The 23,911-nt window shown below is 70.6% G+C and carries 24 protein-coding genes; 14 read left to right on the forward strand and 10 right to left on the reverse strand.

What is annotated here, in order from left to right; translation table 11 throughout:
* Positions 1–74: 74 nt before the first annotated feature.
* The gene (locus OG819_RS27090) at positions 75–872 is read right to left on the reverse strand and encodes a LysR family substrate-binding domain-containing protein (RefSeq protein ID WP_266651392.1); all 798 of its coding nucleotides are present in this window, start codon (positions 870–872) and stop codon (positions 75–77) included.
* 57 nt (positions 873–929) lie between these two features.
* Here OG819_RS27090 and OG819_RS27095 point away from each other — a divergent pair, with 57 nt between their 5' ends.
* From OG819_RS27095 to OG819_RS27120, 6 genes are all read left to right on the forward strand, one after another.
* Complete coding sequence (locus OG819_RS27095; protein ID WP_266416118.1) at positions 930–1,346, forward strand: DUF5997 family protein; 417 nt, start codon at positions 930–932, stop codon at positions 1,344–1,346.
* A gap of 185 nt (positions 1,347–1,531) precedes the next feature.
* Entirely contained in the window at positions 1,532–2,560 is a 1,029-nt protein-coding gene (gene argC, locus OG819_RS27100) for an N-acetyl-gamma-glutamyl-phosphate reductase (RefSeq protein WP_266651393.1), read from the forward strand.
* Positions 2,557–3,708: a bifunctional glutamate N-acetyltransferase/amino-acid acetyltransferase ArgJ gene (gene argJ, locus OG819_RS27105; protein ID WP_266416122.1), complete on the forward strand. Its 1,152-nt coding sequence runs from the start codon at positions 2,557–2,559 to the stop codon at positions 3,706–3,708. Before argC ends, argJ begins: the two co-directional genes overlap by 4 nt.
* The gene (gene argB / locus OG819_RS27110) at positions 3,705–4,625 is read left to right on the forward strand and encodes an acetylglutamate kinase (protein ID WP_266623252.1); all 921 of its coding nucleotides are present in this window, start codon (positions 3,705–3,707) and stop codon (positions 4,623–4,625) included. The genes argJ and argB overlap by 4 nt, the downstream gene beginning before the upstream one ends.
* The gene (locus OG819_RS27115; RefSeq protein WP_266623251.1) at positions 4,622–5,827 is read left to right on the forward strand and encodes an acetylornithine transaminase; all 1,206 of its coding nucleotides are present in this window, start codon (positions 4,622–4,624) and stop codon (positions 5,825–5,827) included. The genes argB and OG819_RS27115 overlap by 4 nt, the downstream gene beginning before the upstream one ends.
* Positions 5,828–5,837: 10 nt before the next feature.
* Positions 5,838–6,374, forward strand: coding sequence for an arginine repressor (locus OG819_RS27120; RefSeq protein WP_101406180.1), 537 nt, complete (start codon positions 5,838–5,840; stop codon positions 6,372–6,374).
* Positions 6,375–6,521: 147 nt separating this feature from the next.
* On the opposite strand, the gene OG819_RS27125 is transcribed toward OG819_RS27120, so the two are convergent.
* From OG819_RS27125 to OG819_RS27145, 5 genes are all read right to left on the reverse strand, one after another.
* Entirely contained in the window at positions 6,522–7,259 is a 738-nt protein-coding gene (locus tag OG819_RS27125) for an FAD:protein FMN transferase (protein WP_266652863.1), read from the reverse strand.
* A 43-nt stretch (positions 7,260–7,302) separates the two neighbouring features.
* Positions 7,303–8,148 (reverse strand): FMN-binding protein, encoded by an 846-nt coding sequence (locus OG819_RS27130; RefSeq protein WP_266651394.1) that lies wholly within the window; start codon positions 8,146–8,148, stop codon positions 7,303–7,305.
* A gap of 19 nt (positions 8,149–8,167) precedes the next feature.
* Complete coding sequence (locus OG819_RS27135) at positions 8,168–9,505, reverse strand: ferredoxin reductase family protein (protein WP_266590987.1); 1,338 nt, start codon at positions 9,503–9,505, stop codon at positions 8,168–8,170.
* 123 nt (positions 9,506–9,628) lie between these two features.
* Entirely contained in the window at positions 9,629–10,117 is a 489-nt protein-coding gene (locus OG819_RS27140) for an FMN-binding protein (protein ID WP_266651395.1), read from the reverse strand.
* A 7-nt stretch (positions 10,118–10,124) separates the two neighbouring features.
* Positions 10,125–11,495 carry a ferredoxin reductase family protein gene (locus OG819_RS27145; RefSeq protein ID WP_266651396.1) on the reverse strand — a complete coding sequence of 457 codons (1,371 nt, stop codon included), beginning with the start codon at positions 11,493–11,495 and terminating at the stop codon, positions 10,125–10,127.
* A 183-nt stretch (positions 11,496–11,678) separates the two neighbouring features.
* On the opposite strand from OG819_RS27145, the gene OG819_RS27150 reads away from it, so the two are divergent.
* Both OG819_RS27150 and OG819_RS27155 read left to right on the forward strand, forming a co-directional pair.
* Entirely contained in the window at positions 11,679–12,428 is a 750-nt protein-coding gene (locus OG819_RS27150) for a response regulator transcription factor (protein WP_266623244.1), read from the forward strand.
* A complete protein-coding gene (locus OG819_RS27155; RefSeq protein ID WP_266651397.1) occupies positions 12,425–13,918 on the forward strand; it encodes a HAMP domain-containing sensor histidine kinase in 1,494 nt (497 codons plus the stop codon). Before OG819_RS27150 ends, OG819_RS27155 begins: the two co-directional genes overlap by 4 nt.
* A 67-nt stretch (positions 13,919–13,985) precedes the next feature.
* Here the strand turns inward: OG819_RS27155 and OG819_RS27160 are convergent, their stop codons facing one another.
* The 3 genes from OG819_RS27160 to OG819_RS27170 form a co-directional block, all read right to left on the reverse strand.
* Positions 13,986–14,675 (reverse strand): L,D-transpeptidase, encoded by a 690-nt coding sequence (locus tag OG819_RS27160; protein ID WP_266623241.1) that lies wholly within the window; start codon positions 14,673–14,675, stop codon positions 13,986–13,988.
* A 3-nt stretch (positions 14,676–14,678) separates the two neighbouring features.
* Complete coding sequence (locus tag OG819_RS27165) at positions 14,679–15,266, reverse strand: pyridoxamine 5'-phosphate oxidase family protein (protein WP_266623240.1); 588 nt, start codon at positions 15,264–15,266, stop codon at positions 14,679–14,681.
* Positions 15,267–15,405: 139 nt separating this feature from the next.
* The gene (locus OG819_RS27170; RefSeq protein WP_266623239.1) at positions 15,406–16,254 is read right to left on the reverse strand and encodes a hypothetical protein; all 849 of its coding nucleotides are present in this window, start codon (positions 16,252–16,254) and stop codon (positions 15,406–15,408) included.
* Between the two features lie 330 nt (positions 16,255–16,584).
* Between OG819_RS27170 and OG819_RS27175 the strand changes: the two genes are divergently transcribed.
* The 5 genes from OG819_RS27175 (at position 16,585) to OG819_RS27195 (ending at position 22,636) form a co-directional block, all read left to right on the forward strand.
* Positions 16,585–17,778: an argininosuccinate synthase gene (locus OG819_RS27175; RefSeq protein ID WP_266651398.1), complete on the forward strand. Its 1,194-nt coding sequence runs from the start codon at positions 16,585–16,587 to the stop codon at positions 17,776–17,778.
* Positions 17,779–17,860: 82 nt separating this feature from the next.
* Positions 17,861–19,294, forward strand: a complete 1,434-nt coding sequence (gene argH, locus OG819_RS27180; protein WP_266623236.1) for an argininosuccinate lyase — start codon at positions 17,861–17,863, stop codon at positions 19,292–19,294.
* A gap of 176 nt (positions 19,295–19,470) precedes the next feature.
* On the forward strand, positions 19,471–20,442 hold the full coding sequence (locus OG819_RS27185; RefSeq protein ID WP_266651399.1) for an aldo/keto reductase: 972 nt from the start codon (positions 19,471–19,473) through the stop codon (positions 20,440–20,442).
* Between the two features lie 107 nt (positions 20,443–20,549).
* Positions 20,550–21,095: a TetR/AcrR family transcriptional regulator gene (locus tag OG819_RS27190; RefSeq protein ID WP_266623233.1), complete on the forward strand. Its 546-nt coding sequence runs from the start codon at positions 20,550–20,552 to the stop codon at positions 21,093–21,095.
* Positions 21,096–21,097: 2 nt separating this feature from the next.
* Entirely contained in the window at positions 21,098–22,636 is a 1,539-nt protein-coding gene (locus OG819_RS27195; protein ID WP_266651400.1) for an MFS transporter, read from the forward strand.
* 94 nt (positions 22,637–22,730) lie between these two features.
* Here the strand turns inward: OG819_RS27195 and OG819_RS27200 are convergent, their stop codons facing one another.
* Positions 22,731–23,351 (reverse strand): lysophospholipid acyltransferase family protein, encoded by a 621-nt coding sequence (locus tag OG819_RS27200; protein WP_266651401.1) that lies wholly within the window; start codon positions 23,349–23,351, stop codon positions 22,731–22,733.
* Between the two features lie 328 nt (positions 23,352–23,679).
* Here OG819_RS27200 and OG819_RS27205 point away from each other — a divergent pair, with 328 nt between their 5' ends.
* A complete protein-coding gene (locus OG819_RS27205; protein ID WP_266651402.1) occupies positions 23,680–23,910 on the forward strand; it encodes a hypothetical protein in 231 nt (76 codons plus the stop codon).
* The last annotated feature ends 1 nt before the right edge of the window (position 23,911 follow it).

A 23,911-nucleotide genomic window follows, 5' to 3' on the forward strand; every position in this document is an offset into this window, starting at 1 on the left:
GCAATCCTGGAGAGGGGGCGACGGCCTTTCGGCCAGGGTCGGGACCGGCGTGCGGGTCGGGTGTGGCGCTCGGGTCAGGAGCGGCGGCGGGGCTTGCCCCGCTTCGCGCCGCCCTTGGCGCCGCCGGAACCGCCGGCGCGGGTGTTCCGGCCGGTCGTCGACTTGCCGGACGACTTGCCCGCGGCGGGCTTGCGCCGTGTGCCGCCGCCCGTCTCGGGACGCTTGGCCTTCGACGGGGCCGGGGTGGCTGCCGGGGTCTGCGCGCGCCCCCGTGTGCTGTTGACGGTCCGGCCGCGGACGATCCCGATGAAGTCCTCGACCAGGTCGGTGGTCGCGTCCTGCGGCCAGGACAGCGCGACGCGCGACTCCGGGGCGTCCGTGACCGGCCGGTAGGTGAGGTCCTTGCGGTGGTGCAGGCGGGCGAGGGACTGGGGGACGACGAGGAGCCCGATGCCCGCCGCCACGAGTTCGACGGCGTCCTCGGTGGTGGCGGGGCGTTCGAACGCGGGCTGTCCCGGCGGACGCTCCCAGTCGAGGGTGTCGTCGAGGGGGTGCAGCACGATCTCGTCGGCGAGATCCTCGCAGGTCACCTCGTCGACCGCCGCCACGATGTGGTCCTTGGGGACCACGACCACCGTCGTCTCGGTGTAGAGGGGGATCGCGCTGAGGTCCTCCCGGTCGACCGGCAGCCGGACGAATCCGGCGTCCGCGCCGCGGCCCCGCAGCACGTCGAACGCCTCGGCGGCGGACACCGCGACGAGCGTCAGGGGGATGTCGGGCCGCCGCTCGTTCCAGATCCGCACCCACTTCGTGGGCGTCACTCCCGGGACATAGGCGAGCCGGAACGAAGGGGGTACTTCCGAGCCTGTCACCTCGCCAGGCTATCGGTCGTGGTCGGAGGTCGCGCACACGCTCGATACCCTTGACCCATGACGTCGCACCAGACCACCCAGACCATGAAGCCCGCCACCGCGGCGAAGAAGCTGGGTGTGTACCTCGAGGCCACCCCCGCCGAGTTCCAGGAGGGCGTCGTCACGCGCGCCGAGCTGAACGCCCTGCAGGCCGACCCGCCCGCGTGGCTCCAGGACCTGCGACGCACCGGCCCGCACCCCCGACCCGTGGTCGCGGCGCGGCTGGGCATCTCCATCGCCGGTCTCGCCCGCGGCGGGGTCACCGAAGCGCTCACCACGGAGCAGATCGACGCCCTGAAGCAGGAGGACCCCGGGTGGCTGCGCCGGGAGCGCGCCACGCAGGCCGAGGTCCGCAAGGAGGAGGCCCGGATCAAGGAGAAGCGCGCGGAGCAGGACGCCGAGCGCGCCGCCCAGCCCCGCGGCTCCCGTTCCTGACCCCGCCGCCCCACCTGCCCGCACCCTCCCCCCCCGGCGTTCCCCACCCCTCAGGCCGCTGTCCATCGGCTGAGCTGAAGGGCCCCTGGGCCGTGTCTCCCATGGACCGGCCCGGGCATCGCTACGACTGGATTGCATAAACGTGCAGCGAAACGTATAGTCATGCCATCCAAGAGGAGGGTTTCATGGTGGTACGCGCAGCAGTGGCGGGAGCGAGTGGGTACGCGGGCGGCGAAGCCCTGCGTCTGCTCCTGGCGCACCCCGAGGTCGAGATCGGCGCCCTGACCGGCAACTCCAACGCGGGCCAGCGCCTCGGCGCACTGCAGCCGCACCTGCTGCCGCTGGCCGACCGAGTCCTCCAGGAGACCACCCCGGACGTCCTCGCCGGCCACGACGTCGTGTTCCTCGCGCTGCCCCACGGGCAGTCCGCCGCCGTCGCCGAGCAGCTCGGCCCGGACGTCCTGGTCGTCGACATGGGCGCCGACTTCCGGCTCAAGGACCCGGCGGACTGGGAGAGGTTCTACGGCTCCGCACACGCCGGCACCTGGCCGTACGGCCTTCCCGAACTGCCGGGCGCCCGCGCCGCGCTGGAGGGGTCCAAGCGCATCGCGGTGCCCGGTTGCTACCCGACGGCTGTCTCCCTCGCCCTCTTCCCGGCGTACGCGGCCGCACTCGCCGAGCCCGAGGCCGTGATCGTCGCCGCGTCCGGGACCTCCGGCGCGGGCAAGGCCGCCAAGCCCCACCTGCTCGGCAGCGAGGTCATGGGCTCCATGTCCCCGTACGGAGTCGGCGGCGTCCACCGGCACACCCCCGAGATGATCCAGAACCTCGGCGCGGCGGCGGGGGAGCCGGTCACCGTCTCCTTCACGCCCACCCTCGCGCCCATGCCCCGCGGCATCCTCGCCACGTGCAGCGCGAAGGCGCGTGACGGGGTCACCGGCGACTCCCTGCGCGCCGCCTACGAGAAGGCGTTCGCCGACGAACCCTTCGTCCACCTGCTGCCCGAGGGGCAGTGGCCCGCCACCGCGTCCGTCTACGGTTCCAACGCCGTTCAGGTCCAGGTCGCGTACGACGAAGCGACGCACCGCATCATCGCGATCAGTGCCATCGACAACCTGACCAAGGGCACGGCCGGCGGGGCCGTGCAGAGCATGAACATCGCCCTCGGGCTTCCCGAGGAAACGGGTCTTTCCACGATCGGAGTCGCACCGTGAGCGTCACCGCTGCCAAGGGCTTCACGGCCTCCGGCATCGCAGCAGGCATCAAAGAGAACGGCAACCCCGACCTGGCCCTCGTGGTCAACAACGGGCCCCGCCTCGCCGCCGCGGGCGTCTTCACCTCCAACCGCGTGAAGGCCGCGCCGGTCCTCTGGTCCGAGCAGGTCCTCAAGGGCGGCCAGGTCTCCGCCGTGATCCTCAACTCCGGCGGCGCCAACGCCTGTACGGGTCCCAAGGGCTTCCAGGACACGCACGCGACCGCCGAGAAGGTCGCCGAGGTCCTGGACCTCAACGCCGGCGAGGTCGCCGTGGCCTCGACCGGACTCATCGGCGTACTGCTGCCGATGGACAAGCTGCTGCCCGGGGTCGAGGCGGCCGCCGCCCAGCTCTCCGCGCACGGCGGCGAGAAGGCCGCCATCGCCATCAAGACCACCGACACCGTGCACAAGACCTCGGTGTACGCGGGTGACGGCTGGACCGTCGGCGGCATGGCCAAGGGCGCGGGCATGCTCGCCCCCGGCCTGGCCACCATGCTCGTCGTGCTGACGACGGACGCGGACCTCGACTCCGAGACCCTCGACAGGGCGCTGCGCGCCGCCACCCGCACCACCTTCGACCGCGTCGACTCCGACGGCTGCATGTCGACCAACGACACCGTGCTGCTGCTCGCCTCCGGCGCCGCCGAGGCCACCCCGGAGTACGCGGAGTTCGCCGAGGCCGTACGGAAGGTCTGCGACGACCTCGGTCAGCAGCTCATCCGGGACGCCGAGGGCGCCAGCAAGGACATCAAGATCGAGGTCGTCAACGCCGCGAGCGAGGACGACGCCGTCGAGGTGGGCCGCTCCATCGCCCGCAACAACCTCCTCAAGTGCGCGATCCACGGCGAGGACCCCAACTGGGGACGCGTGCTGTCCGCGATCGGCACGACCGGCGCCGCCTTCGAGCCCGACCAGCTCAACGTCGCCATCAACGGCGTCTGGGTCTGCAAGAACGGCGGCGTCGGCGAGGACCGTGAGCTCGTCGACATGCGCTACCGCGAGGTCCACATCGTCGCCGACCTCGCCGCGGGCGCCCAGACCGCCACGATCTGGACCAACGACCTCACCGCGGACTACGTCCACGAGAACAGCGCCTACTCCTCATGAGCAATGTGACGCGGAAACACACCGCACTGCCCAAGGCCCGGATCCTCATCGAGGCACTTCCGTGGCTGACCCGCCACAACGGCAAGACGGTCGTCATCAAGTTCGGCGGAAACGCCATGGTGAACGAGGAGCTGAAGGCCGCCTTCGCCCAGGACGTCGTGTTCCTGCGGCAGGCCGGCCTCAAGCCCGTCGTCGTGCACGGCGGCGGCCCGCAGATCAGCGCCGCCCTCGACCGGCACGGCATCGTCAGCGAGTTCAAGGCGGGCCTGCGCGTCACCACCGAGGACGCCATGGACGTCGTACGCATGGTCCTGGCCGGTCAGGTGCAGCGCGAGCTGGTCGGGCTGCTCAACCAGCACGGGCCGCTCGCCGTCGGTATGACCGGCGAGGACGCGCACACCATCACCGCCACCAAGCACCAGCCGGAGATCGACGGGGAACTGGTCGACATCGGGCGGGTGGGCGAGATCACCGCGATCGACACGGGCGCCATCGAGGCACTGCTCGCCGACGGCCGGATCCCGGTCGTCTCGTCGATCGCCCGGAGCCAGGACGACGGACATGTCTACAACGTCAATGCTGATACGGCGGCTGCGGCTCTCGCTGCGGCACTGGGCGCCGAAACCCTCATGGTCCTCACGGACGTCGAGGGCCTCTACGAGGACTGGCCCAACAGCGACGAGGTGATCAGCCGCCTGACCGCCTCCGAACTGGAGAAGCTGCTGCCCGAGCTGGCCAGCGGCATGGTGCCGAAGATGGAGGGCTGTCTGCACGCCGTACGCAACGGCGTCACCACCGCCCGCGTCATCGACGGCCGGGTCCAGCACTCGATCCTGCTGGAGATCTTCACCGACGAGGGGATCGGCACGATGGTCGTGCCGGACGCACAGCCCGATGACCAGGGGGACGCCGAATGACCGGGAGCAACGCGGAGCTCACCCAGCGGTGGCAGGGCGCGCTCATGGACAACTACGGCACCCCGCGGCTGCCGCTCGTCCGCGGCGAGGGCACCCGGTTGTGGGACGCCGACGGCAAGGAGTACCTCGACTTCGTCGGCGGTATCGCGGTCAACGCGCTCGGCCACGCCCACCCGGCGATCGTCGAGGCCGTGAGCCGGCAGATCGCCTCCCTCGGCCATGTCTCCAACCTCTTCGTCGCCGAGCCGCCCGTCGCGCTCGCCGAAAAGCTGCTCCAGCTCTTCGGCCGCGAGGGCCGGGTGTACTTCTGCAATTCGGGCGCCGAGGCCAACGAGGGCGCCTTCAAGATCGGCCGGCTCACCGGCCGGAGGCACATGGTGGCGACCCACGGCGGCTTCCACGGCCGGACCATGGGCGCCCTCGCGTTCACCGGACAGCCCGGCAAGCAGGAGCCCTTCCTGCCGCTGCCCGGTGACGTCACCCACGTCCCGTACGGCGACGCGCAGGCGCTGGCCGCGGCGGTCACCGAGGACACCGCCCTCGTGATCATCGAGCCGATCCAGGGCGAGAACGGCGTGGTCGTCCCCCCGCCCGGCTACCTCAAGGCCGCCCGCGCGATCACCGCCGCCACCGGCAGCCTCCTCGTCCTCGACGAGGTGCAGACCGGCATCGGCCGCACCGGGCCCTGGTTCGCCTACCAGGACCACGAAGGTGTCCTGCCGGACGTCGTCACCCTCGCGAAGGGCCTCGGCGGCGGACTGCCGCTCGGCGCGACCGTCGCCTTCGGCCGGGCCGCCGAGCTGCTGAAGCCCGGCCACCACGGTTCGACCTTCGGCGGCAACCCGGTCGTCTGCGCCGCCGGACTCGCCGTCCTCGACACGATCGCGTCCGAGGGGCTGCTGGAGAACGTGAAGGCCGCGAGCGAGAAACTGCGGGGCGGAATCGAGTCACTCGGTCACCCGTTGATCGACCATGTCCGAGGTGCGGGCCTGCTCCTGGGTATCGTGCTCACCGAGCCGCTCGCGCCCCAGGTGCAGCAGGCGGCTCAGGACGCCGGTCTCCTGGTCAACGCGCCCGCCCCCGATGTCGTACGGCTGATGCCCCCGCTGAACCTGAGCGACGACGAGGTGGACGCGTTCCTCCAGGCCCTTCCCGGTGTCCTCGACGCTGTGACCAACGGGGACGGACGAGCCAAAGAATGAGACGACGACGATGAGTCAGGCGCAGGATCACGAGCACGTCGGGCCTGCCGTGCCGCAGACCCGCACCGCACGCCACCGCCGGATCGTGGACATCCTCAACCGGCAACCGGTGCGCTCCCAGAGCCAGTTGGCGAAGCTGCTCGCCGACGACGGGCTGAGCGTCACGCAGGCGACGCTCTCCCGGGACCTGGACGAGCTGAACGCGGTGAAGATCCGCAACAACGACGGTGACCTCATCTACGCGGTGCCGAGCGAGGGCGGTTTCCGCACCCCGCGCGCGCCGCTGGGGGAGTCGGCGAAGGAGGAGCGGATGCGGCGGCTCTCCGCGGAGCTGCTGATCTCCGCGGAGGCTTCCGCGAACCTCGTGGTCCTGCGGACCCCTCCGGGGGCGGCGCAGTTTCTTGCCTCCGCCATCGACCAGGCCGAGCTGCAGGACATCCTCGGGACGATCGCCGGTGACGACACCTTGCTGCTGATCAGTCGCAATCCGACGGGTGGGCAGGCTCTGGCCGATCATTTGCTGCGGTTGGCTCAGAACAATCACTGAGCTGTACGACGGTGGAGGCGCACCCCGGGTTGGGGTGCGCCTCCACTTCCGTGTGTTTGAGTTTTGGGTGTGGCCCGGTTGTGGCTGGTCGCGCCCGCGCGGCGAAGCCGCATAATGTCAACGCGCCGCGCCCCTAAAAACGGACACTCACCCCAGGCGCTGTGCCAGGCCCCCCGTGCACCGCACCTCGTCTCCCGCCGTGATCAGTAAGGCCTCGATGTCGGGGAGGGACTCCAGCCAGGTCAGGGCCTCTCGGGAGCCCATCGCGAAGGCTGCTGTCGCCCATGCGTCCACCCAGGTCAGGTGGGGGCCCACGACGGTCACGGCGACCAGGTCGGTGACCGCGGAGCGGCCGGTGCGGGGGTCGACGATGTGGGCGCCGCGCTCGGCGGTGCCGGAGGTGGCCACCGACAGCTCGTCCACTCCGGTCGCGGAGACCACGGCCGCGAGTGAACCGGGACGCAGCGGGTCCGAGACGCCGACGCGCCACGGGCGGTGTGTGCCGGGCGCGCCGAACAGCTGGACGTCGCCGCCGCCGTTCACGCTGACTCCGGTCGCGCCGGCCGCCGCCAGGTGCCGGGCCACGCGCTCGGTCGCCCAGCCCTTCACGATCCCCGTCGGGTCGAGCCGGCCCTCGTACGTCGAGCTGAACCAGCCGTCGCTGACCCGCTCCGCCTCGGCGCACAGGTCGAGCACCTCGGCGACGTCCGGATCGCACTCCTCGACCGTCACCTCACCGCGCGCGAGACGCGAGATCTGGCTGTCCTCGCGGTAGGTGCTGAACATCTCGTCCACCTGGTGGAGTTGGGCGACCGCCTCCTCCAACGCGGTCCGCACGGCCGCGGGTTCACCGCCGCGCACGTCGAAGGAGAAGACGGTGCCCATGACCTCTTCCGCGTGCCGCAGGGCGGGCGGCTCCTGGTCCGGGTCAGCCACCGGCCTTGTCCAGGGCCGACTGCAGGGACTGCTTGTAACCGGTGCTGGTGTAGGTGGCACCGGAGACGGCGTCGATGTCCGCGTTCCCGGCCGCGACCGCCTCCTGGTTGAGCCTGGGGACGGCCAGCGCGGTCTTCTGGTCGCTCAGCCCGCCCTTGGGCGCCTGTACGGCCTCGGACTTGGTGATCTTGCCGCCGCTGACGGTGATACGGACCTGGACCGCCCCGTACTGGGTCTGCGCGACGCTTCCGGTGACCGTCTTGGCCTGTGCGGCGGGCGCCTGCGACGAGGCGGAGCCGGAGGAGCCGGAGGAGCCGGAGGAGCCCGAACCCGCGGACCCGGTCGATCCGGCGGCCCCCGAGGAACCGCTGCCGCTCGCCTTGGCCTTGTCGAGAGCCGACTGCAGCGACTTCTTGTATCCGGCGCTCGTGTAACTGGCGCCCGACACCGCGTCGATGTCCGCGCTGCCCGCGGTGACGGCCTCCTGGTTCAGCTTGGGCACGGAGGCGTTGCTGACCTCGGTGCTGCGTCCGCCACTGGGGATCTGGACGACCTCGGACTTGGTGATCTTGCCGCCGCTGACGGTGATGCGGACCTGGACCGGCCCGTACTGGGTCTGCGCGACGTCGCCGGTGACCGTCTGGGCCCCCGTGGACGACTGCTGCGCACTGCCGCCCTGGGGAGCCTCCTGCCCCGCCACCGACTGCTGGGGCGAGGCACCCTGAGCCGACGCGGACGCCGGATCGGAGGCGGGCTTCAGCGACAGCAACAGGACGATTCCGGACACGGTCGCGGCGCCGGCCAGCACGACACGCCGAATGGGGTGGCTCTTCTTCATCGCTCCTGACTCCCGTCGCTCACATCTCGAACGACTCGTGATGGATGCGGCGGGCGGGAACCCCCGCGCCGCGCAGTGCTTCGTAGACCTGCTGCGCGAAGCCGGGAGGCCCGCACATGAAGACATCGTGGCGGTCGATGTCCGGCAGCTTGCGGCTCAGCGTCTCCGCCGAGATGTCCGGACGTTCTCCCTCGGGGCTGTTCACCGCGTACATCAGCCGGGCCCCGCGCTCCTCGGCGATCGCCGCAAGCTCGTCCCACAGGGCCAGGTCCTGAGTGGTGTTGGCCCGGTAGAGCAGCGTCAGGTCGCCCGCCGAGCCGGGCAGCGTCTCGAACAGCGCCCGCATCGGAGTGATGCCGACCCCGCCCGCCACCAGCAGCACCTTGCCGCGGCTGCGCTTGCCCGCCGTCAGCGCCCCGTACGGGCCCTCGGCCCAGACCCGGGTACCGGGCCGCAGGTCGCGCAGTGCCGAGCTGTGGTCGCCGATCGCCTTCACCGTGATCCGCAGCATGTTGGGGCGGGGCGCCGCCGACAGCGAGTACGGGTGCGAGCTGAACCGCATGCCGGGCGCCAGGAAGCGCCAGCGGAAGAACTGCCCGGCCTCCGCGCCCATGCGGTGCAGCTTGCGCCCGCTGATCAGCACCGAGACGATCCCGGGAGTCTCCTCGATCACGGCCTCGACCCGCATCCGGTGCTTCAGGTTCAACCGGATCGGCGAGAGGACGCGGTACCAGATCACCAGGGCCGTCACCGACCCGTACAGCCCGTACCAGACCGTCTTCGCGGTCGGCTCGACGGCGAACTCGTTGCCCGTGGACAGCTGGTGCCAGAACGTCAGGAAGACGGCGGCGTAGGTGAGCAGGTGGATGTGGTACCAGGTGTCGTAGCCCATCCTGCGGCGCACCGGACCCATGGAGAGCAGGCCGATGAGGAACAGCAGACCGGTGCCGATCGCCGCCTTGCCCATGTCGGGCAGTTGGTTGACCGAGTCGATGGTCTGCTGGACGATGTCGCCGAAACTCTTGCCGGCCTGCAGCGCGTAGCCCCACATGATCAGCACGAGATGGGCCAGCACCAGACAGATCGTGTACCGGCCGCTCATGGCGTGCCAGCGCGCCACCCGGTCCGAGCCCACCCGGCGCTCCAGGGCGGGCACCCGCGCCATCTGCAGCACCACCAGCGCCATCAGATAACCCGCGAGCAGCCCGGTGATCCGGCCCGCGTTGAGGATCCTGCTGTTGTCGTCGGCGATGGACGGGGTGTTGTCCCACCAGAGCCAGATGACCCCGGCCGCACCCGCCCCGACAATGAGCAGCAGTGGCACGGCGGGTGAGCGTCGTGGGCGAATACGGCGCATGGTCTGGCGCCGCGCGGCGCGGCCACCGGCGATCGTGGACACGGTTCCTCCGTGGTCGTCCGTGGGGACGGGGCTGAGGGAGAGGCCCCTGGACCAGAGATACGGCCCCCGACCGCCGTGCGTTCAGAGGCCTGCCGAGTCCAGTGCCGATTGGAGGGACTGCTTGTATCCGTCGCTGGTGTACGAGGCTCCTGAGACGGAGTCGATCGAGGCGCTCTGCGCTGCCAGCGCCTCCCTCCTGAGCTGGGGAAGGGCGTAACTGTTGATCTCCTGGTCCCGGGGGTTGTCCGAGGGGTAGGAGACCGCGGTCACATCGGTGATCTTGCCGTTCTTCAGCGTGATCCGCACCTGGACGGGGCCCCAGCGGGTCTGGACCGTGTCACCGGTGACGGTCTTGGTGCCGGCGCTCTTCGTGCTTTTGGGTGATGGTGTCCCGGAGGGCGCCTGGGACGCCTGGGACCGCGACGGCGACTGCCCGGCGGACGACGACGCCTGCGCCACGGTCGGCGGCGTGTGCGGCTTGAGCGACAGCAGCAGGACGAAACCGGTGACGGTGGTGGCGGCCGCCAGCATCACGCGGCGCAGCGGACGGTGCTTCTTCAGGGCGTGCAAGGCGGCCTCACAACTCGAACGACTCGTGGTGGATACGACGGTTGGGGACCCCGGCCGCGCGCAACGCTCCGTACAGGTCCCGTGCCATGGCGGGCGGACCGCACAGATAGACGTCGTGCCCGGCGAGATCGGGCACGGACGCCCGCAGGGACTCGGCGGTGAACCGGGGGCGCGTCCCGTCGGCGCCGTTGACCGCGTACAGGACGCGCGCCCCGCGCCACTGCGCTATCGCCTCCAGCTCGGCGCCGAGCGCGAGGTCCTCGGTCGTACGGGCGCGATAGAGCAGCGTCACCTCGCCCGGCCCGCCCGGCAGTGACTCGAACAGGGCGCGCAGCGGCGTGATGCCGACGCCGCCCGCGATCAGCAGCACCTTGGAGGCGGTGCGCCGCTCGGCGGTCAGCGCTCCGTAGGGACCCTCCGCCCAGACCCGGGTACCGGGCCGCAGCAGCCCCACGGCGGCACTGTGGTCGCCGAGCGCCTTCACGGTGATTCGCATTCGGTCGGGGCGCGGCGGCGCCGACAGCGAGTACGGCGTCGAGGTCCACCGCATGCCGTCCGAGAGGAACCGCCAGCGGAAGAACTGCCCAGCCTCGGCGCCGAGTTCGCCCAGCCGCTCCCCGCACACGACGACGGAGAAGACGCCGGGCGCCTCGCGGTGCACGGACTCCACGCGCAGCTTGTGCCGCCGGTTGAGCCGCACCGGGGCGAGCAGCCGGAACCACACCACCAGCGCGGCCGTGCCCAGGTAGAGCACGTACCAGGCGGCCTGGGCGGCGGAGTCGCCGACGAAGTCCGAGCCCAGCGAGAGCTGGTGGAAGAAGGCGAGGAATACCGCCGCGTACGTCAGCAGGTGCAGGTAGTACCAGAACTCGTGGCTGATCCGGCGGCGGGCCGCGCGCGCTGAGGTGATCCCGACGGCGAAGAGGATGAGCATGCCGGTCGTGGCCTTGAGCATGTCCGGGTAGTCGAGCACCACGCTCAGCGTCTCGTGCACGATGCCCACCCCGTCCTGGGCGGCGTACCCCAAGAGGATCAGCGTGACGTGCGCCACCAGCAGGCTGACCGTGTACCGGCCGGCCATGGCGTGCCAGCGGGCCACCCGGTCGGAGCCGATGCGCCGCTCCAGGAGTGGCACCCGGGCCATCAGCGCCACGAGCACCGCGCAGCTGTAGCCGCACAGCAGTCCGGCGATCCGCCCGGCGTCCGTCAGCCACCCGGCGAGGCCCACCACCGACCTGGTGTCGTACCACCACAAGGCGACGACCGCGGCGGCCCCGGCCCAGAGCAGGGCCAGCAGGGGCCCGGCGGGTGAGGGGCGCGGTCGTCCGCGTCCGCGTGACGGGCGAGGGACCGCTGTCCGCTCGTACACCGTGGTCATATGTCCGTCCTTCCGGCTGTCCGGGAGGTAACAGTGCTTCGGCAACTTCTGAGCAGCCTCTGAACGGGCTCCTTCGTCGCGGATTCACAGGAAACAGAGAGCGGCCCATGCGGCGTACTCAGAGGAAACTCAGAGGTCGGAGGGGCGTCGCCGACTCCGGCGAGGGGTGATCCTGGAAGAGACATGAACACTCCCCGCTCCCGAGGCACCGGCCTGCCCGCGCTCACCCGTCCCGACGGCACCCCCGTACGTGTCCTCGTCGTGGACGACGACCCCGACCTGGCCGAGGTGCTCTCCGGCGCCCTGCGCTACGAGGGCTGGGAGGTCCGGACGGCGGGCGACGGGGCCTCGGCCGTCACCGAGGCACGCGAGCTGATGCCGGACGCCGTCGTCCTCGACGTGATGCTCCCGGACACCGACGGCTTCGCCGTGCTGCGCATCCTGCACACCGTGCGCCCGGAGGTCTGTGTGCTCTTCCTCACCGCGCGGGACTCCGTCGAGGACCGCATCGCGGGCATCACGGCGGGCGGCGACGACTACGTGACCAAGCCGTTCAGCCTGGAGGAGGTCGTCGCCCGGCTGCGCGGACTGCTGCGCCGCGCGGGCATGGCCCGGCAACTGGACGAGGGCCCGCGCCTGACGGTCGGCGACCTCGTGATGGACGAGGAGGCCCGCGAGGTGACCCGCGGCGGCGAGCTGGTCGAGCTGTCGCCCACCGAGTTCGAACTGCTGCGCTTCCTGATGCGCAACCCGCGCCGGGTGCTCAGCAAGGCGCAGATCCTCGACCGCGTCTGGTCGTACGACTTCGGCGGCCAGGCCCATGTCGTGGAGCTCTACATCTCGTACCTGCGCAAAAAGGTGGACGCGGGCCGCGAACCCATGATCCACACGGTGCGGGGCGCCGGGTACGTGCTCAAACCGGTGGCCGGATGATGAGGCGGCGCCTATGGCTACGGGTGCGGGCGGGCGTACGCCTGCTGCCGCGGCCCCGGACGATGCGGGCCCGGCTCACAGCCGGGCTTGTGGTGCTGCTCGCCGTCAGCTGCGCCGCCGTCGGTGTGGCCGCGGTGTACGAGCTGAACGGCTTCCTCACCGGCCGCCTCGACCAGCAGTTGCACGACGTGGGAGTGCGGTTCCCCGCGAGCCTGGAGCACGGCGCCGTCAAGCCGTCGGACCACGACGGCGACGAGCACGGCGACACCCGGCGGCAGAGCACCGGCACCTTCGGCGCGCGGCTGGTCGGCCGGGACGTGACCAATGCGGCGGTCGTGCCCTCCGGCCAGGACATCGCGGGCCTGAACGTGTCCTTGACCGCCTCCGACCAGCGGACCCTGGCCGGCATCCCCGCCGACGGCCACGCCCACACCGTCTGTCTGTCGGCGCTCGGCGACTACCGCGTGATGGCGGCGCGCGGACTGGACGGCGACGTCCTGATCACGGGACTGCCGATGGAACCGGTCCGGGCCGCCGTGCACCGCCTGGAACTGGTCGCCGGCTGTGTCTTCGGGCTGGCCCTCGTGGTCGCCGGAGTCGCCGGAGCCCTGTGGGTGCGCTGGTCGCTGCGCCCCCTGAGCCGGGTCGCCGCGACCGCGACCCGGGTCAGCGAGCTGCCGCTCGCCAGCGGTGAGGTGGCGCTGCCGCCGCGCGCGCCCGAGCAGGACCCGCGCAGCGAGGTGGGCCGCGTCGCCGGCGCGTTCAACAGGATGCTCGGCCATGTCGAGGACGCACTGACCAAGCGGCACGCGAGCGAGGAACGACTGCGCAGCTTCGCGGCCGACGCCAGCCATGAGCTGCGCACGCCCATCGCCTCGGTCCGCGGCCACGCCGAGCTGGCATTGCTGCACCCGGATCCGGTGCCGCCCAAGGTCACCCGAGCCCTCGAACGCATCGCCGCCGAGTCGGCGCGGATGGGCGAGATGGTCGACGACCTGCTTCTGCTCGCCCGCCTCGACGCGGGCCGCCCGTTGGAGCGCCTTCCCGTCGATCTCACCCACCTCGTCCTCGACTCGGTCACCGACGCCCGCGCCGCGGGCCCCGACCACCGCTGGACGCTGGAACTGGCGGAGGAACCGGTCACGGTGACCGGCGACGCCCACCGCCTCCAACAGGTGTTGGCCAACCTGTTGGCCAACGCCCGTTGGCACACCCCCGTCGGGACCAACGTCACGGTGTCCCTGGAGACCGACGCCCAAACGGCCGTCCTGACGGTCCACGACGACGGTCCGGGAGTCCCGGAGGACGTCCAGCCCGGCGTCTTCGAACGCTTCACCAGAGCGGACCGCCGCCGTACCGGGGGCGCGGGCGGTGGTGCGGGCCTCGGGCTGTCCATCGTGGCGGCCGTGGTGGAGGCCCACGGCGGCACGGTCGCGCTGGAGAGCCGTCCGGGGGCGACACAGTTCACGGTCCGACTGGCCTCCCCGTAAGGGGCACGGGGCTGCGACACCATGCGGCTCCGCTGCCTGGGCGCGCCCAGCCACAACCCACCCGCACCTAGTAACGAGTGATCGCGGTCCCCCCACTCACCGTCCCGATCGCGATACGGGGCGTCCGCGCGGGATCGGCCCACCCAAGAACCCGCCGCATCGCATCCTCCGACACCGACACACAACCAGCCGTCGCCCCGGCCCCGTTGACGTGCAGGAAGATCCCCGCGCCCCGCCCCCGCACGGGCCGCTCGTAGTTGAACCCCACGACAAGCGCGTACGCGTACTGCGCCTTGTACGCGATCAGATGCTCGGACTCGGACGCACGGCAGTCGGCCGGGCGCGGCTCGGTCCACCGGTTGTACGAACGGGAGTCGTTGTCCTGGCACCACCAGGACTCCTCCCGCACCGGCCGGTACCCGACCGAGGTGCCGGCCGGTGCGGTCTTGGTCCCGAAGGCGAACGGAAGGTCGTACAGCCCCGTGGGTGTCGTGTTCGAGCCCTGCTTGCGCGAGCCCCCTTCGGCCAGCCCCTTCGCCCCGAAGCGCGCCGCCGCCGAACCGGCCTTCACCCAGTGCCCGTCACGCCGGTCCCACCAGGTGAGCGTGCCCGACGTCGAGTCCTCGCGGGGCGCCTGTGCCGTGATCAGCTGGCTGCCGCCGCCGGTGTCCGCCATCTGCTCGGGGAGGGCGGGCGGGTCGCTCGGGGAAAGGGCGAGGAGGGAGACGGACGCGAGGGCGACGGCTGCGAGGCGCATGGCTCAGACCGTACGGGGAGGCAGCGGGAGCGGCAGCCCGGGTAGGCCGTCCAGGCTCGTCGCCACGTGGTCCTTCTTGGCGAAGTACTTGCTCAGAGAGGCGTCGTCCTCGCGCGCGAATCGCTTGGCGTGCAGGTCACGGTCCGCGTCGTACGACATGAAGGGCACCGCGTAGCCGCAGGTGTCCCGGACGAGTTCGGCGGTCACGACGATGATCGCGCGCAGGCCGTGCGGGGTCGGATCGATGTCCGGGAAGTGCGTGAGCAGTTCCTCGAAGCGGGGGTCGTCGCGGAAGACGGGTTCGCCGCGGCCGTGCACCCGGACGATGTTCGGCGGGCCCTGGAAGGCGCACCACATGAGGGTGATCCGGCCGTTCTCCCGGAGATGGGCGATCGTCTCCGCGTTGCTGCCGGCGAAGTCCAGGTAGGCCACGGTGAGTTCGTCGAGGACGACGAACGAGCCGGTGAGGCCCTTGGGGGAGAGATTGACCGTGCCGTCCCCGGACAGGGGTGCGGTCGCGGTGAAGAAGAGGGGCTGCGCCTCGATGAACGAACGCAGCCTGCCGTCTATGCGCTCATAAGTCTTTCCCATGTCTAACGATTATTAGGCAAGGCCTTTCGTCTGTCTAAGGAATTCGGCGAAAGGCCGACGGAAGATCCGTGGCCGCTGTGCCCCGGCCGGCAGTCGGGGCGCAGCGGCCACGGGAGCCGTCACTTGTCGCGGGTGCGGGCTACTTGTTGAGCGTGCAGGTCGCGAGGGAGTCCAGACCCGTGGGCTTGGCCGCGGTGCGGCCGATGGAGATGGCGATGCGGTCGATGGTCGACTTCCGCTTGTCCGCGAGGGGGCCGAGGATGGCGTTCTGCACGAAGTTCGGTCCGCCCTGGCCGACGGTGTTCGCCAGTCGGGTGTTCGCCTCGGTGATCTGGGTGTTCAGGAGGGTGAGGTTGCGGGTGACCTCGGCCTGTGCGGAGGCGGGGATCGCGGGCAGCTTCGACGCGACGTCCGGGCAGGTGATGGTGCCGGCGGCGGTGGTGCTGCCCGCGTTCCCGGTGTTCCCCGTGTTGCCGGCCTGCTGGGTGGCCGTCGCGCTCGGGGTCGCGGTGGCCGCGGCGCCACCCGAGTTCACGCCGTTCGCGTTCAGGGTGCAGGGCGCGAGCGAGTCGAGACCCGTCGGCTTGGCCGCGGTGCGGCCGATCGCGGTGGCGATGCGGTTGATCGTCGCCACGCGCTTGTCCTTGAGGGGGCCGAGGATCGCGTTCTGGACGAAGTTGGGGCCGCCCTGGCCGACGGTGTCGACGAGCCGCTTGTTGGCCTCGGCGATCTGGGTGTCCAGGAGGGTGAGGTTGCGGGTGACCTCGGCCTGTGCGGAGGCGGGGATCGCGGGCAGGCTCGGCGCGACGGCCGGGCAGTTCACGGTGCCCGGGGAGGTCGCGGCCTTGGTGGTGGCGTTCGTGCCGCTCTTGGACGTCTCCCCGGCCAAGGCGTTGCCTGCGATCACCGCTCCGGAGAGCACTACTGCGGCGGTGCCGCCGATCATCAGGACGCGGCGCTTGTTGTACTTCGGAAGGGCCCTGGACATGCGGAAGCGTCACTCGGGTCGGGGAATGGGGGGCCGTCCGGTGGTCATCCGGGCGGCCCGCTGCTCGTCGCGCCTCGGTCCGCGAAGACCTCGGCGGCAAAAACCTCGGTGCAGAAGAACCTCGGTGTACGAAAACGCGGCGCCTGCGTTCGCGGAGAGGTACGAGAAAGCGCGTTCCATCGTTCAAGCACTCCCGAAGATTTCGTCTCGCGACCTTCGCGGGTGCCGTCCGGGCCCGTGGCCGCCGTGTCGGGGCGGCCCGAGATTGACGAATCATGCGGACTACTGCATACTCATGCATACCAGCGAATGCAGTGTGAGGAGAAACCCGTGACCGAGCGCGTCGTACTCGCCTACTCAGGCGGTCTGGACACCTCCGTCGCCATCGGCTGGATCGCCGAGGAGACGGGCGCCGAGGTCATCGCCGTCGCGGTCGACGTCGGTCAGGGTGGCGAGGACCTGGACGTCATCCGCAAGCGCGCGCTCGCCTGCGGTGCCGTCGAGGCCGAGGTCGCGGACGCCAAGGACGAGTTCGCCGAGGAGTACTGCCTCCCGGCGATCAAGGCCAACGCCCTCTACATGGACCGCTATCCGCTGGTGTCGGCCCTCTCCCGGCCGACCATCGTCAAGCACCTCGTCGCCGCCGCCCAGAAGCACGGCGCCACCACGGTCGCCCACGGCTGCACGGGCAAGGGCAACGACCAGGTGCGGTTCGAGGCCGGCATCGTCGCGCTCGCCCCCGACCTCAAGTGCATCGCCCCGGTCCGTGACTACGCGATGACCCGGGACAAGGCGATCGCCTTCTGCGAGGCGAAGAACCTCCCGATCGCGACGTCCAAGAAGTCCCCGTACTCCATCGACCAGAACGTCTTCGGGCGCGCGGTCGAGACGGGCTTCCTCGAGGACATCTGGAACGCGCCGATCGAGGACATCTACGAGTACACCTCGAACCCGGCCGAGGCCCGCGAGGCCGACGAGGTCGTCATCTCCTTCAAGGAGGGCGTCCCGGTTGCCATCGACGGCAGGCCCGTCACGGTCCTGCAGGCCATCCAGCAGCTCAACGAGCGCGCGGGTGGCCAGGGCATCGGCCGGATCGACATGGTCGAGGACCGGCTCGTGGGCATCAAGTCCCGCGAGGTGTACGAGGCCCCGGGCGCGATCGCGCTCATCACGGCCCACCAGGAGCTGGAGAACGTCACGGTCGAGCGTGAACTCGCCCGCTACAAGCGGCAGGTCGAGCAGCGCTGGGGCGAACTGGTCTACGACGGCCAGTGGTTCTCCCCGCTCAAGCGCGCCCTGGACGGCTTCATCAACGAGGCCAACCAGCACGTCAACGGCGACATCCGGATGACCCTGCACGGCGGCCGCGCGGTCGTCACGGGCCGGCGCTCCGAGACCTCGCTCTACGACTTCGACCTGGCGACGTACGACACGGGCGACACTTTCGACCAGGCCGCGGCCAAGGGCTTCATCGACATCTACAGCCTGTCGTCGAAGATCGCGGCCAAGCGCGACCTCGCGTAAGCAGTAGCGTGATTGCCGCCTCCCTGGCCGTCTCACGGCAGGGAGGCGGTCGCACATCCGACACCTCCGAGGAGCACAGCAAGTGAGCAGCAACAGCGGTGACGTCCGGCTCTGGGGCGGCCGATTCGCCGACGGTCCCGCCGAGGCCCTGGCCAAGCTGTCCGCGTCCGTCCACTTCGACTGGCGGCTCGCGCCGTACGACATCGCCGGTTCGCGCGCCCACGCGCGCGTGCTGCACAAGGCGCACCTCCTCACGGACGACGAGCTGACCAGGATGCTCGCGGGCCTCGACCAGCTCGAAGCGGACGTCGCCGACGGCTCCTTCGTCGGCACGATCGCCGACGAGGACGTCCACACGGCCCTGGAGCGGGGCCTGCTGGAGCGCCTCGGTCCCGACCTCGGCGGCAAGCTGCGCGCGGGCCGCTCCCGGAACGACCAGGTCGCGACGCTGTTCCGCATGTGCCTGCGCGACCACGCCCGTACGATCGGCGGTCTGATCGCCGACCTCCAGGACGCCCTGATCGGCCTGGCGGAGGCGCACCCGGACGTGGCGATGCCCGGCCGCACCCACCTTCAGCACGCCCAGCCGGTCCTCTTCGCCCACCATGTCCTCGCACACGTCCAGTCCCTGTCCCGGGACGCGGAACGCCTGCGCCAGTGGGACGAGCGGACGGCGGTCTCGCCGTACGGCTCCGGCGCGCTCGCGGGCAGCAGCCTCGGTCTGGATCCGGAGGCGGTGGCGAAGGACCTCGGCTTCGAGCACGGCTCCGTCGCGAACTCGATCGACGGGACGGCGTCGCGTGACTTCGTCGCGGAGTTCGCCTTCATCACCGCGATGATCGGTGTGAACCTCTCCCGGATCGCCGAGGAGATCATCATCTGGAACACGAAGGAGTTCTCCTTCGTGACCCTGCACGACGCGTTCTCCACGGGCTCGTCGATCATGCCGCAGAAGAAGAACCCGGACATCGCGGAGCTGGCGCGCGGCAAGTCGGGCCGTCTGATCGGCAACCTGACGGGCCTGATGGCGACGCTCAAGGCGCTTCCGCTGGCGTACAACCGCGACCTCCAGGAGGACAAAGAGCCGGTCTTCGACTCCATCGACCAGCTGGAAGTCCTGCTCCCGGCCTTCACCGGGATGATGGCCACGCTCACCGTGCACCGCGAGCGCATGGAGGAGCTGGCCCCGGCCGGCTTCTCGCTCGCCACGGACATCGCCGAGTGGCTGGTCAAGCAGGGCGTGCCGTTCCGTGTCGCGCACGAGGTCGCGGGCGAGTGCGTCAAGGTCGCGGAGGCCGACGGCAAGGAGCTGAACGAGCTCACCGACGAGCAGTTCGCGAAGATCTCCACCCATCTCACCCCCGAGGTGCGCTCCGTCCTGAACGTCCCGGGCGCCCTCGCCTCCCGTGACGGCCGCGGCGGTACGGCACCCAGCGCGGTCGCGATCCAGCTCGCCGAGGTGAAGTCGGACGTGGCCGGGCAGCACGCGTGGGCCACGGCCAAGAAGAAGCAGTAGAAGAAGCAGTAAGGGAAGCGCCCGTAGGGGGCACGGGGAGTCGCGCGAGCAACCCCGACAATCCCGCACGCGCCGCATGACCGCACCGGCCGAGCTCTGAAACGAAGGTCATCGCGGGTTACGTTGGTCAGGAGCCGCACCGGAGCCGCACCGGAGCCGACCGAACGGAGCCCGCGATGCCCTTCGCCCGTCTCGCGACCGCCACGACGCCCACCTGCCACATCGGCCTGGGCCTCGCCGCCGTCGGCCGCCCGGGTTACATCAACCTCGGCCGAGACCAGGACCTCGGAGAGAATCGCAGCGTCGAAACGCTGCGCGAGCGCACCCACGAACTCCTCGACGCCGCATACGCCCAGGGCGTGCGCTACTTCGACGCGGCCCGCTCCTACGGCCGCTCCGAGGAGTTCCTCGCCGGCTGGCTGAAGAGTCGGCCGGACGTCGACGACGTGGTCATCGGCAGCAAGTGGGGCTACACGTACACCGCGGACTGGACCACCGACGCCGAGAAGCACGAGGTCAAGGACCACACCCTCGCCACTTACGAGCGACAGCGCGCCGAGACGGCCGAGCTGCTCGGTGACCGGCTCGACCTCTACCAGATCCACTCGGTGACCCCGGACAGCCCGGCCCTCACCGACAAGGAACTCCACGCGAAGCTCGCCGAGGCGGCCGCCCAGGGTCTCTCGATCGGCTTCTCCACCAGCGGGCCCGCCCAGGCCGACGCCATCCGCGCCGCGCTCGCCGTGACGGTCGACGGTGAGCCCCTCTTCCGTACCGTCCAGTCCACGTACAACGTCCTGGAGACCTCGGCGGCTCCCGCCCTCGCCGAGGCGCACGACGCCGGGCTCACGGTGATCGTCAAGGAGGGCATGGCCAACGGCCGCCTGGCCGCCGAGCACGCGCCGGACGCGGTGCGGGCGATCGCCGAGGAGACGGGTCTCGGCGCCGACGCCGTCGCCCTCGCACTGGTACTGCGACAGCCCTGGGCTGGAGTCGTCCTCTCCGGCGCGGCCACCACCGCCCAGCTCGCGTCGAATCTGCACGCGGCGGTCATCGACCTGGACGAGGACCAGCTGACCCGCCTCGCCGCGCTCGCCGAGGACCCGCACGTGTACTGGGAGCGGCGCGGGCAGCTGCCCTGGCACTGAGCACGGCAAAAGACTCAAGCACCGCAAAAGATGGCAAAACGCGACGCACGTGAGACTCACATGCTCCTTATGAGACAAAGATGTCTCATAAGGGGTACAGTTGTCTCATGGCCGTCGACCGTGACCACGTGCTGCGCAGCGCAGCCGCCCTGCTCACCCGTAAATCCACCGCCACCATGGACGAGGTCGCCAAGGCGGCCGGGATCAGCCGGGCCACGCTGCACCGCCAGTTCGCCGGGCGGGACGCGCTCGTCCGGGCGCTTGAGGCCCTCGGTATCGAGGAGTGCGAGGCGGCCTTGGAGGCCGCCCGCCTCGACGAGGGCACCGCTCAGGAGGCCCTGCGCCGCCTGGTGAAGGAGCTCGAACGGGTGGCCGGGCTGCTCGCCTTCCTCTACACCGAGAACCAGCTGTTCGAGGGCGAGGGGCAGAACGAGGGCTGGGCCCGGCTCGATGTCCGGATGGCCGCCCTGTTCCGGCGCGGCCAGGAGGGCGGCGAGTTCCGCATCGACCTCAGCCCCGCCTGGCTCACCGAGGCGCTCTACGGGCTCATGGCCTCGGGCGCGTGGGCCGTGACCGAGGGCCGGGTCGCCGCCAAGGACTTCCACTACATGATCGTCGAGCTGCTGCTCGGCGGCGCACTACGGAGAGAGTGATCATGACCAGCACCCTGCAGCCGGCGTTGACGACGGAGGTGGAGAAGCGTCCGGGCCGTTGGCTCGCGCTCTGCGTCCTCGTCCTCGCCGTGCTGTTGGTGGCCGTCGACGCGACCGTACTCGGTCTCGCGACCCCTTACATCAGCGAGGACCTGAAGCCCTCCGGCACCCAGCTCCTGTGGATCGGTGACGTCTACTCGTTCGTCATCGCCGGTCTGCTCGTCTCCATGGGCAGCCTCGGTGACCGCATCGGCCGCAAGAAGCTGCTGCTGATGGGCGCCACGGCGTTCGGCGCGATATCGATGCTCAACGCGTACGCGACGAGCCCGGAGATGATGATCCTGGCGCGGGCGCTGCTCGGCGTCGCGGGCGCGACCCTGATGCCCGCCACACTCGCCCTCATCCGCAACCTCTTCCACGACCCGCGCGAGCGCAGCCTCGCCATCGGCATCTGGGGCGCCACGGCCTCCGCCGGTACGGCGGTTGGGCCCGTCGTCGGCGGCTTCCTGCTCGAACACTTCTGGTGGGGTTCGGTCTTCCTCATCAACGTGCCCGTGATGCTGATCCTCGTCCCCGTCGGCATCAAGCTGCTGCCCGAGTCCCGCAACCCGAACCCCGGCCCCTGGGACCTGGCCAGCGTCGTGCTCTCCCTCGTCGGCATGATCGGCATCGTGTACGCGGTGAAGGAGGCCGCCACACACGGGTTCACCTGGGAGCCGACGGCCGTCGGCCTGCTCGGCGTCGGGGCTCTCCTCGGCTTCGTACGCCGTCAACTCGCGATGCCCGTACCGCTGCTGGACATGCGGCTGTTCCGCAACCGGGGTTTCTCGGCGGCGGTGCTCGCCGATCTGCTGACCGTCTTCGGCCTGTCCGGGCTGGTCTTCTTCCTTTCCCAGTTCCTGCAACTCGTGCAGGGCAGGCCGCCGTTCCAGGCGGGGCTCGCCGAACTGCCCGCCGCCATCGGCGCGGTGGGAGCCGGTCTGATCGCGGGCTCGGTCGCGCGCCGCTACTCGGTCCGCGCCGTGGTCTCCGGTGGTCTCGCCGCCGTGAGCCTCGCGCTCGGCGTGCTCACCTTGTTGGAGCAGTCCACCGGGTACTCGGTGCTCGGCTCGGCGCTCCTGATCGTGGGCGTCGGCGCGGGCTTCTCGTTCACCGTCACCGCCGACGTGATCCTCTCCAGCGTGCCCAAGGAGCAGGCCGGAGCCGCGTCCGCGGTATCCGAGACGGCGTACGAGCTCGGCGCCGCCCTGGGCATCGCCCTGCTCGGCTCCATCGTCACCGGCGTCTACGCGGGCTTCACCGGCCCCGCGGGCACCCCGGCCGGGGCCCACGAGTCGCTGGGCGGCGCGGTGGAGGCGGCGGCGACCCTGCCCACCCACACCTCGGAGGCCCTGCTGACCGCGGCCCGCACATCCTTCGTGGACGGCCTGGCACTGGCGTCCGGCATCGGAGCGGTGGTACTGCTCGCCACGGCGGCAGGGGCGTGGTTCCTGCTGAAGGGCCAGAAACTGGAAAATGCAGGTGAGGAGATGCCCCGATAGGGGCGCGGGGCTGTGACATTGTGCGGCTCCGCCGCGTGGGCGCGACCAGCCACAACGCACCCGCACCCGAGATACGGCCGAACCGCCGGAGGCGCTACGCAGCCTTGGCCTTCGTGGCGTACATGTCCACGTACTCCTGCCCCGACAAGCGCATGACCTCGGTCATCACGGAGTCGGTCACGGCCCGCAGCACATAACGGTCACGGTCCATGCCTTCGTACCGCGAGAACTCCATCGGCTCACCGAAGCGGAGCGTCACCCGGCCGGGCCGCGGGAACCCGGCCCCACCGGGCTGGACCTTGTCCGTGCCGATGATGGCGAACGGGATCACGGGCGCGCCGGTCATCAGGGCCAGCCGGGCGATGCCGGTACGACCGCGGTAGAGCCGGCCGTCGGGGGAGCGGGTGCCCTCCGGGTAGATGCTGAAGACCTTGCCCTCCTCCAGCACCCGGCGGCCGGTCATCAGCGCCGCGACACCGCCGCGGCCGCCGTCACGGTCGACGGGGATCATCCCGCAGCCGGTGAAGAACCAGGCCATCAGTCGACCCTTGATGCCCTTGCCGGTGACGTACTCGTCCTTGCCGATGAAGAAGACCTGGCGGTCGCAGAAGAGCGGCATGATCATCGAGTCGATGAACGTGAGGTGGTTGCCGGCCAGGATGACCGGACCGTCGCCCGGGATGTGCTCCACGCCTTCCACCTGTGGGCGGAACATCAGGCGCATGATCGGTCCGAGCACTGCCTTGATGAGCGCGAAGCGGGACAACGGGCCCTCCGGTGTCAAGGGATCGGTATGAAGTATGTGCAGGTGAGGACGATACTCGCGGCCCCCCGGTGATTGCACATCGGGTTCACCGACTGGATACGGACTGTTGACCAATGTTTACCTGAGGTGGCGGGCCGTTGCGCGTTCGTCACACGAACGGAAGCATGTGACGTATCTCGCGGCGGCTTCGGCCGCCACGCCGAACGAGTCGCACAGTTTGACCGGGTCGCACGTCTTACCCGGGTCGAACGGATTGAACGGGGGGATCGTGGGATACATGATCGTGGCGTTTGCCGCCCTGGTCCTGATCGTCGGGAGTGCGGCAGTCACGCTGATCCGTAGGGACCGCCGCCGTGTCTACGACAGCCCCGACTCGGCGCGGATCGAGGCGCGGGCGACCAGGGGCCTGCGCGACGCCCGCGGACGCGCCCACGCGGCCCAGCACCTCAGCGACTCCGGGGCCGTCAGTGCCGCCCGGGACCGGGACCCCGGAATCGGCAGCCTCTGAC

The sequence above is a fragment of the Streptomyces sp. NBC_01549 genome, assembly GCF_026339955.1.
Lineage (GTDB): Bacteria > Actinomycetota > Actinomycetes > Streptomycetales > Streptomycetaceae > Streptomyces.

Excerpts from the sequence above, each read along its gene's own strand:
- OG819_RS27095 (WP_266416118.1), top strand. The coding sequence starts at position 930 with ATGACGTCGCACCAGACCACCCAGACCATGAAGCCCGCCACCGCGGCG.
- OG819_RS27195 (WP_266651400.1), top strand. The coding sequence starts at position 21,098 with ATGACCAGCACCCTGCAGCCGGCGTTGACGACGGAGGTGGAGAAGCGT.
- argB (WP_266623252.1), top strand. The coding sequence starts at position 3,705 with ATGAGCAATGTGACGCGGAAACACACCGCACTGCCCAAGGCCCGGATC.
- OG819_RS27150 (WP_266623244.1), top strand. The coding sequence starts at position 11,679 with ATGAACACTCCCCGCTCCCGAGGCACCGGCCTGCCCGCGCTCACCCGT.
- OG819_RS27135 (WP_266590987.1), bottom strand. The coding sequence starts at position 9,505 with ATGCGCCGTATTCGCCCACGACGCTCACCCGCCGTGCCACTGCTGCTC.
- OG819_RS27190 (WP_266623233.1), top strand. The coding sequence starts at position 20,550 with ATGGCCGTCGACCGTGACCACGTGCTGCGCAGCGCAGCCGCCCTGCTC.
- OG819_RS27170 (WP_266623239.1), bottom strand. The coding sequence starts at position 16,254 with ATGTCCAGGGCCCTTCCGAAGTACAACAAGCGCCGCGTCCTGATGATC.
- OG819_RS27165 (WP_266623240.1), bottom strand. The coding sequence starts at position 15,266 with ATGGGAAAGACTTATGAGCGCATAGACGGCAGGCTGCGTTCGTTCATC.
- argC (WP_266651393.1), top strand. The coding sequence starts at position 1,532 with ATGGTGGTACGCGCAGCAGTGGCGGGAGCGAGTGGGTACGCGGGCGGC.
- OG819_RS27185 (WP_266651399.1), top strand. The coding sequence starts at position 19,471 with ATGCCCTTCGCCCGTCTCGCGACCGCCACGACGCCCACCTGCCACATC.
- OG819_RS27160 (WP_266623241.1), bottom strand. The coding sequence starts at position 14,675 with ATGCGCCTCGCAGCCGTCGCCCTCGCGTCCGTCTCCCTCCTCGCCCTT.
- OG819_RS27145 (WP_266651396.1), bottom strand. The coding sequence starts at position 11,495 with ATGACCACGGTGTACGAGCGGACAGCGGTCCCTCGCCCGTCACGCGGA.
- OG819_RS27155 (WP_266651397.1), top strand. The coding sequence starts at position 12,425 with ATGATGAGGCGGCGCCTATGGCTACGGGTGCGGGCGGGCGTACGCCTG.
- OG819_RS27125 (WP_266652863.1), bottom strand. The coding sequence starts at position 7,259 with ATGGGCACCGTCTTCTCCTTCGACGTGCGCGGCGGTGAACCCGCGGCC.
- OG819_RS27120 (WP_101406180.1), top strand. The coding sequence starts at position 5,838 with ATGAGTCAGGCGCAGGATCACGAGCACGTCGGGCCTGCCGTGCCGCAG.
- OG819_RS27200 (WP_266651401.1), bottom strand. The coding sequence starts at position 23,351 with ATGTTCCGCCCACAGGTGGAAGGCGTGGAGCACATCCCGGGCGACGGT.
- OG819_RS27115 (WP_266623251.1), top strand. The coding sequence starts at position 4,622 with ATGACCGGGAGCAACGCGGAGCTCACCCAGCGGTGGCAGGGCGCGCTC.
- OG819_RS27205 (WP_266651402.1), top strand. The coding sequence starts at position 23,680 with ATGATCGTGGCGTTTGCCGCCCTGGTCCTGATCGTCGGGAGTGCGGCA.
- OG819_RS27130 (WP_266651394.1), bottom strand. The coding sequence starts at position 8,148 with ATGAAGAAGAGCCACCCCATTCGGCGTGTCGTGCTGGCCGGCGCCGCG.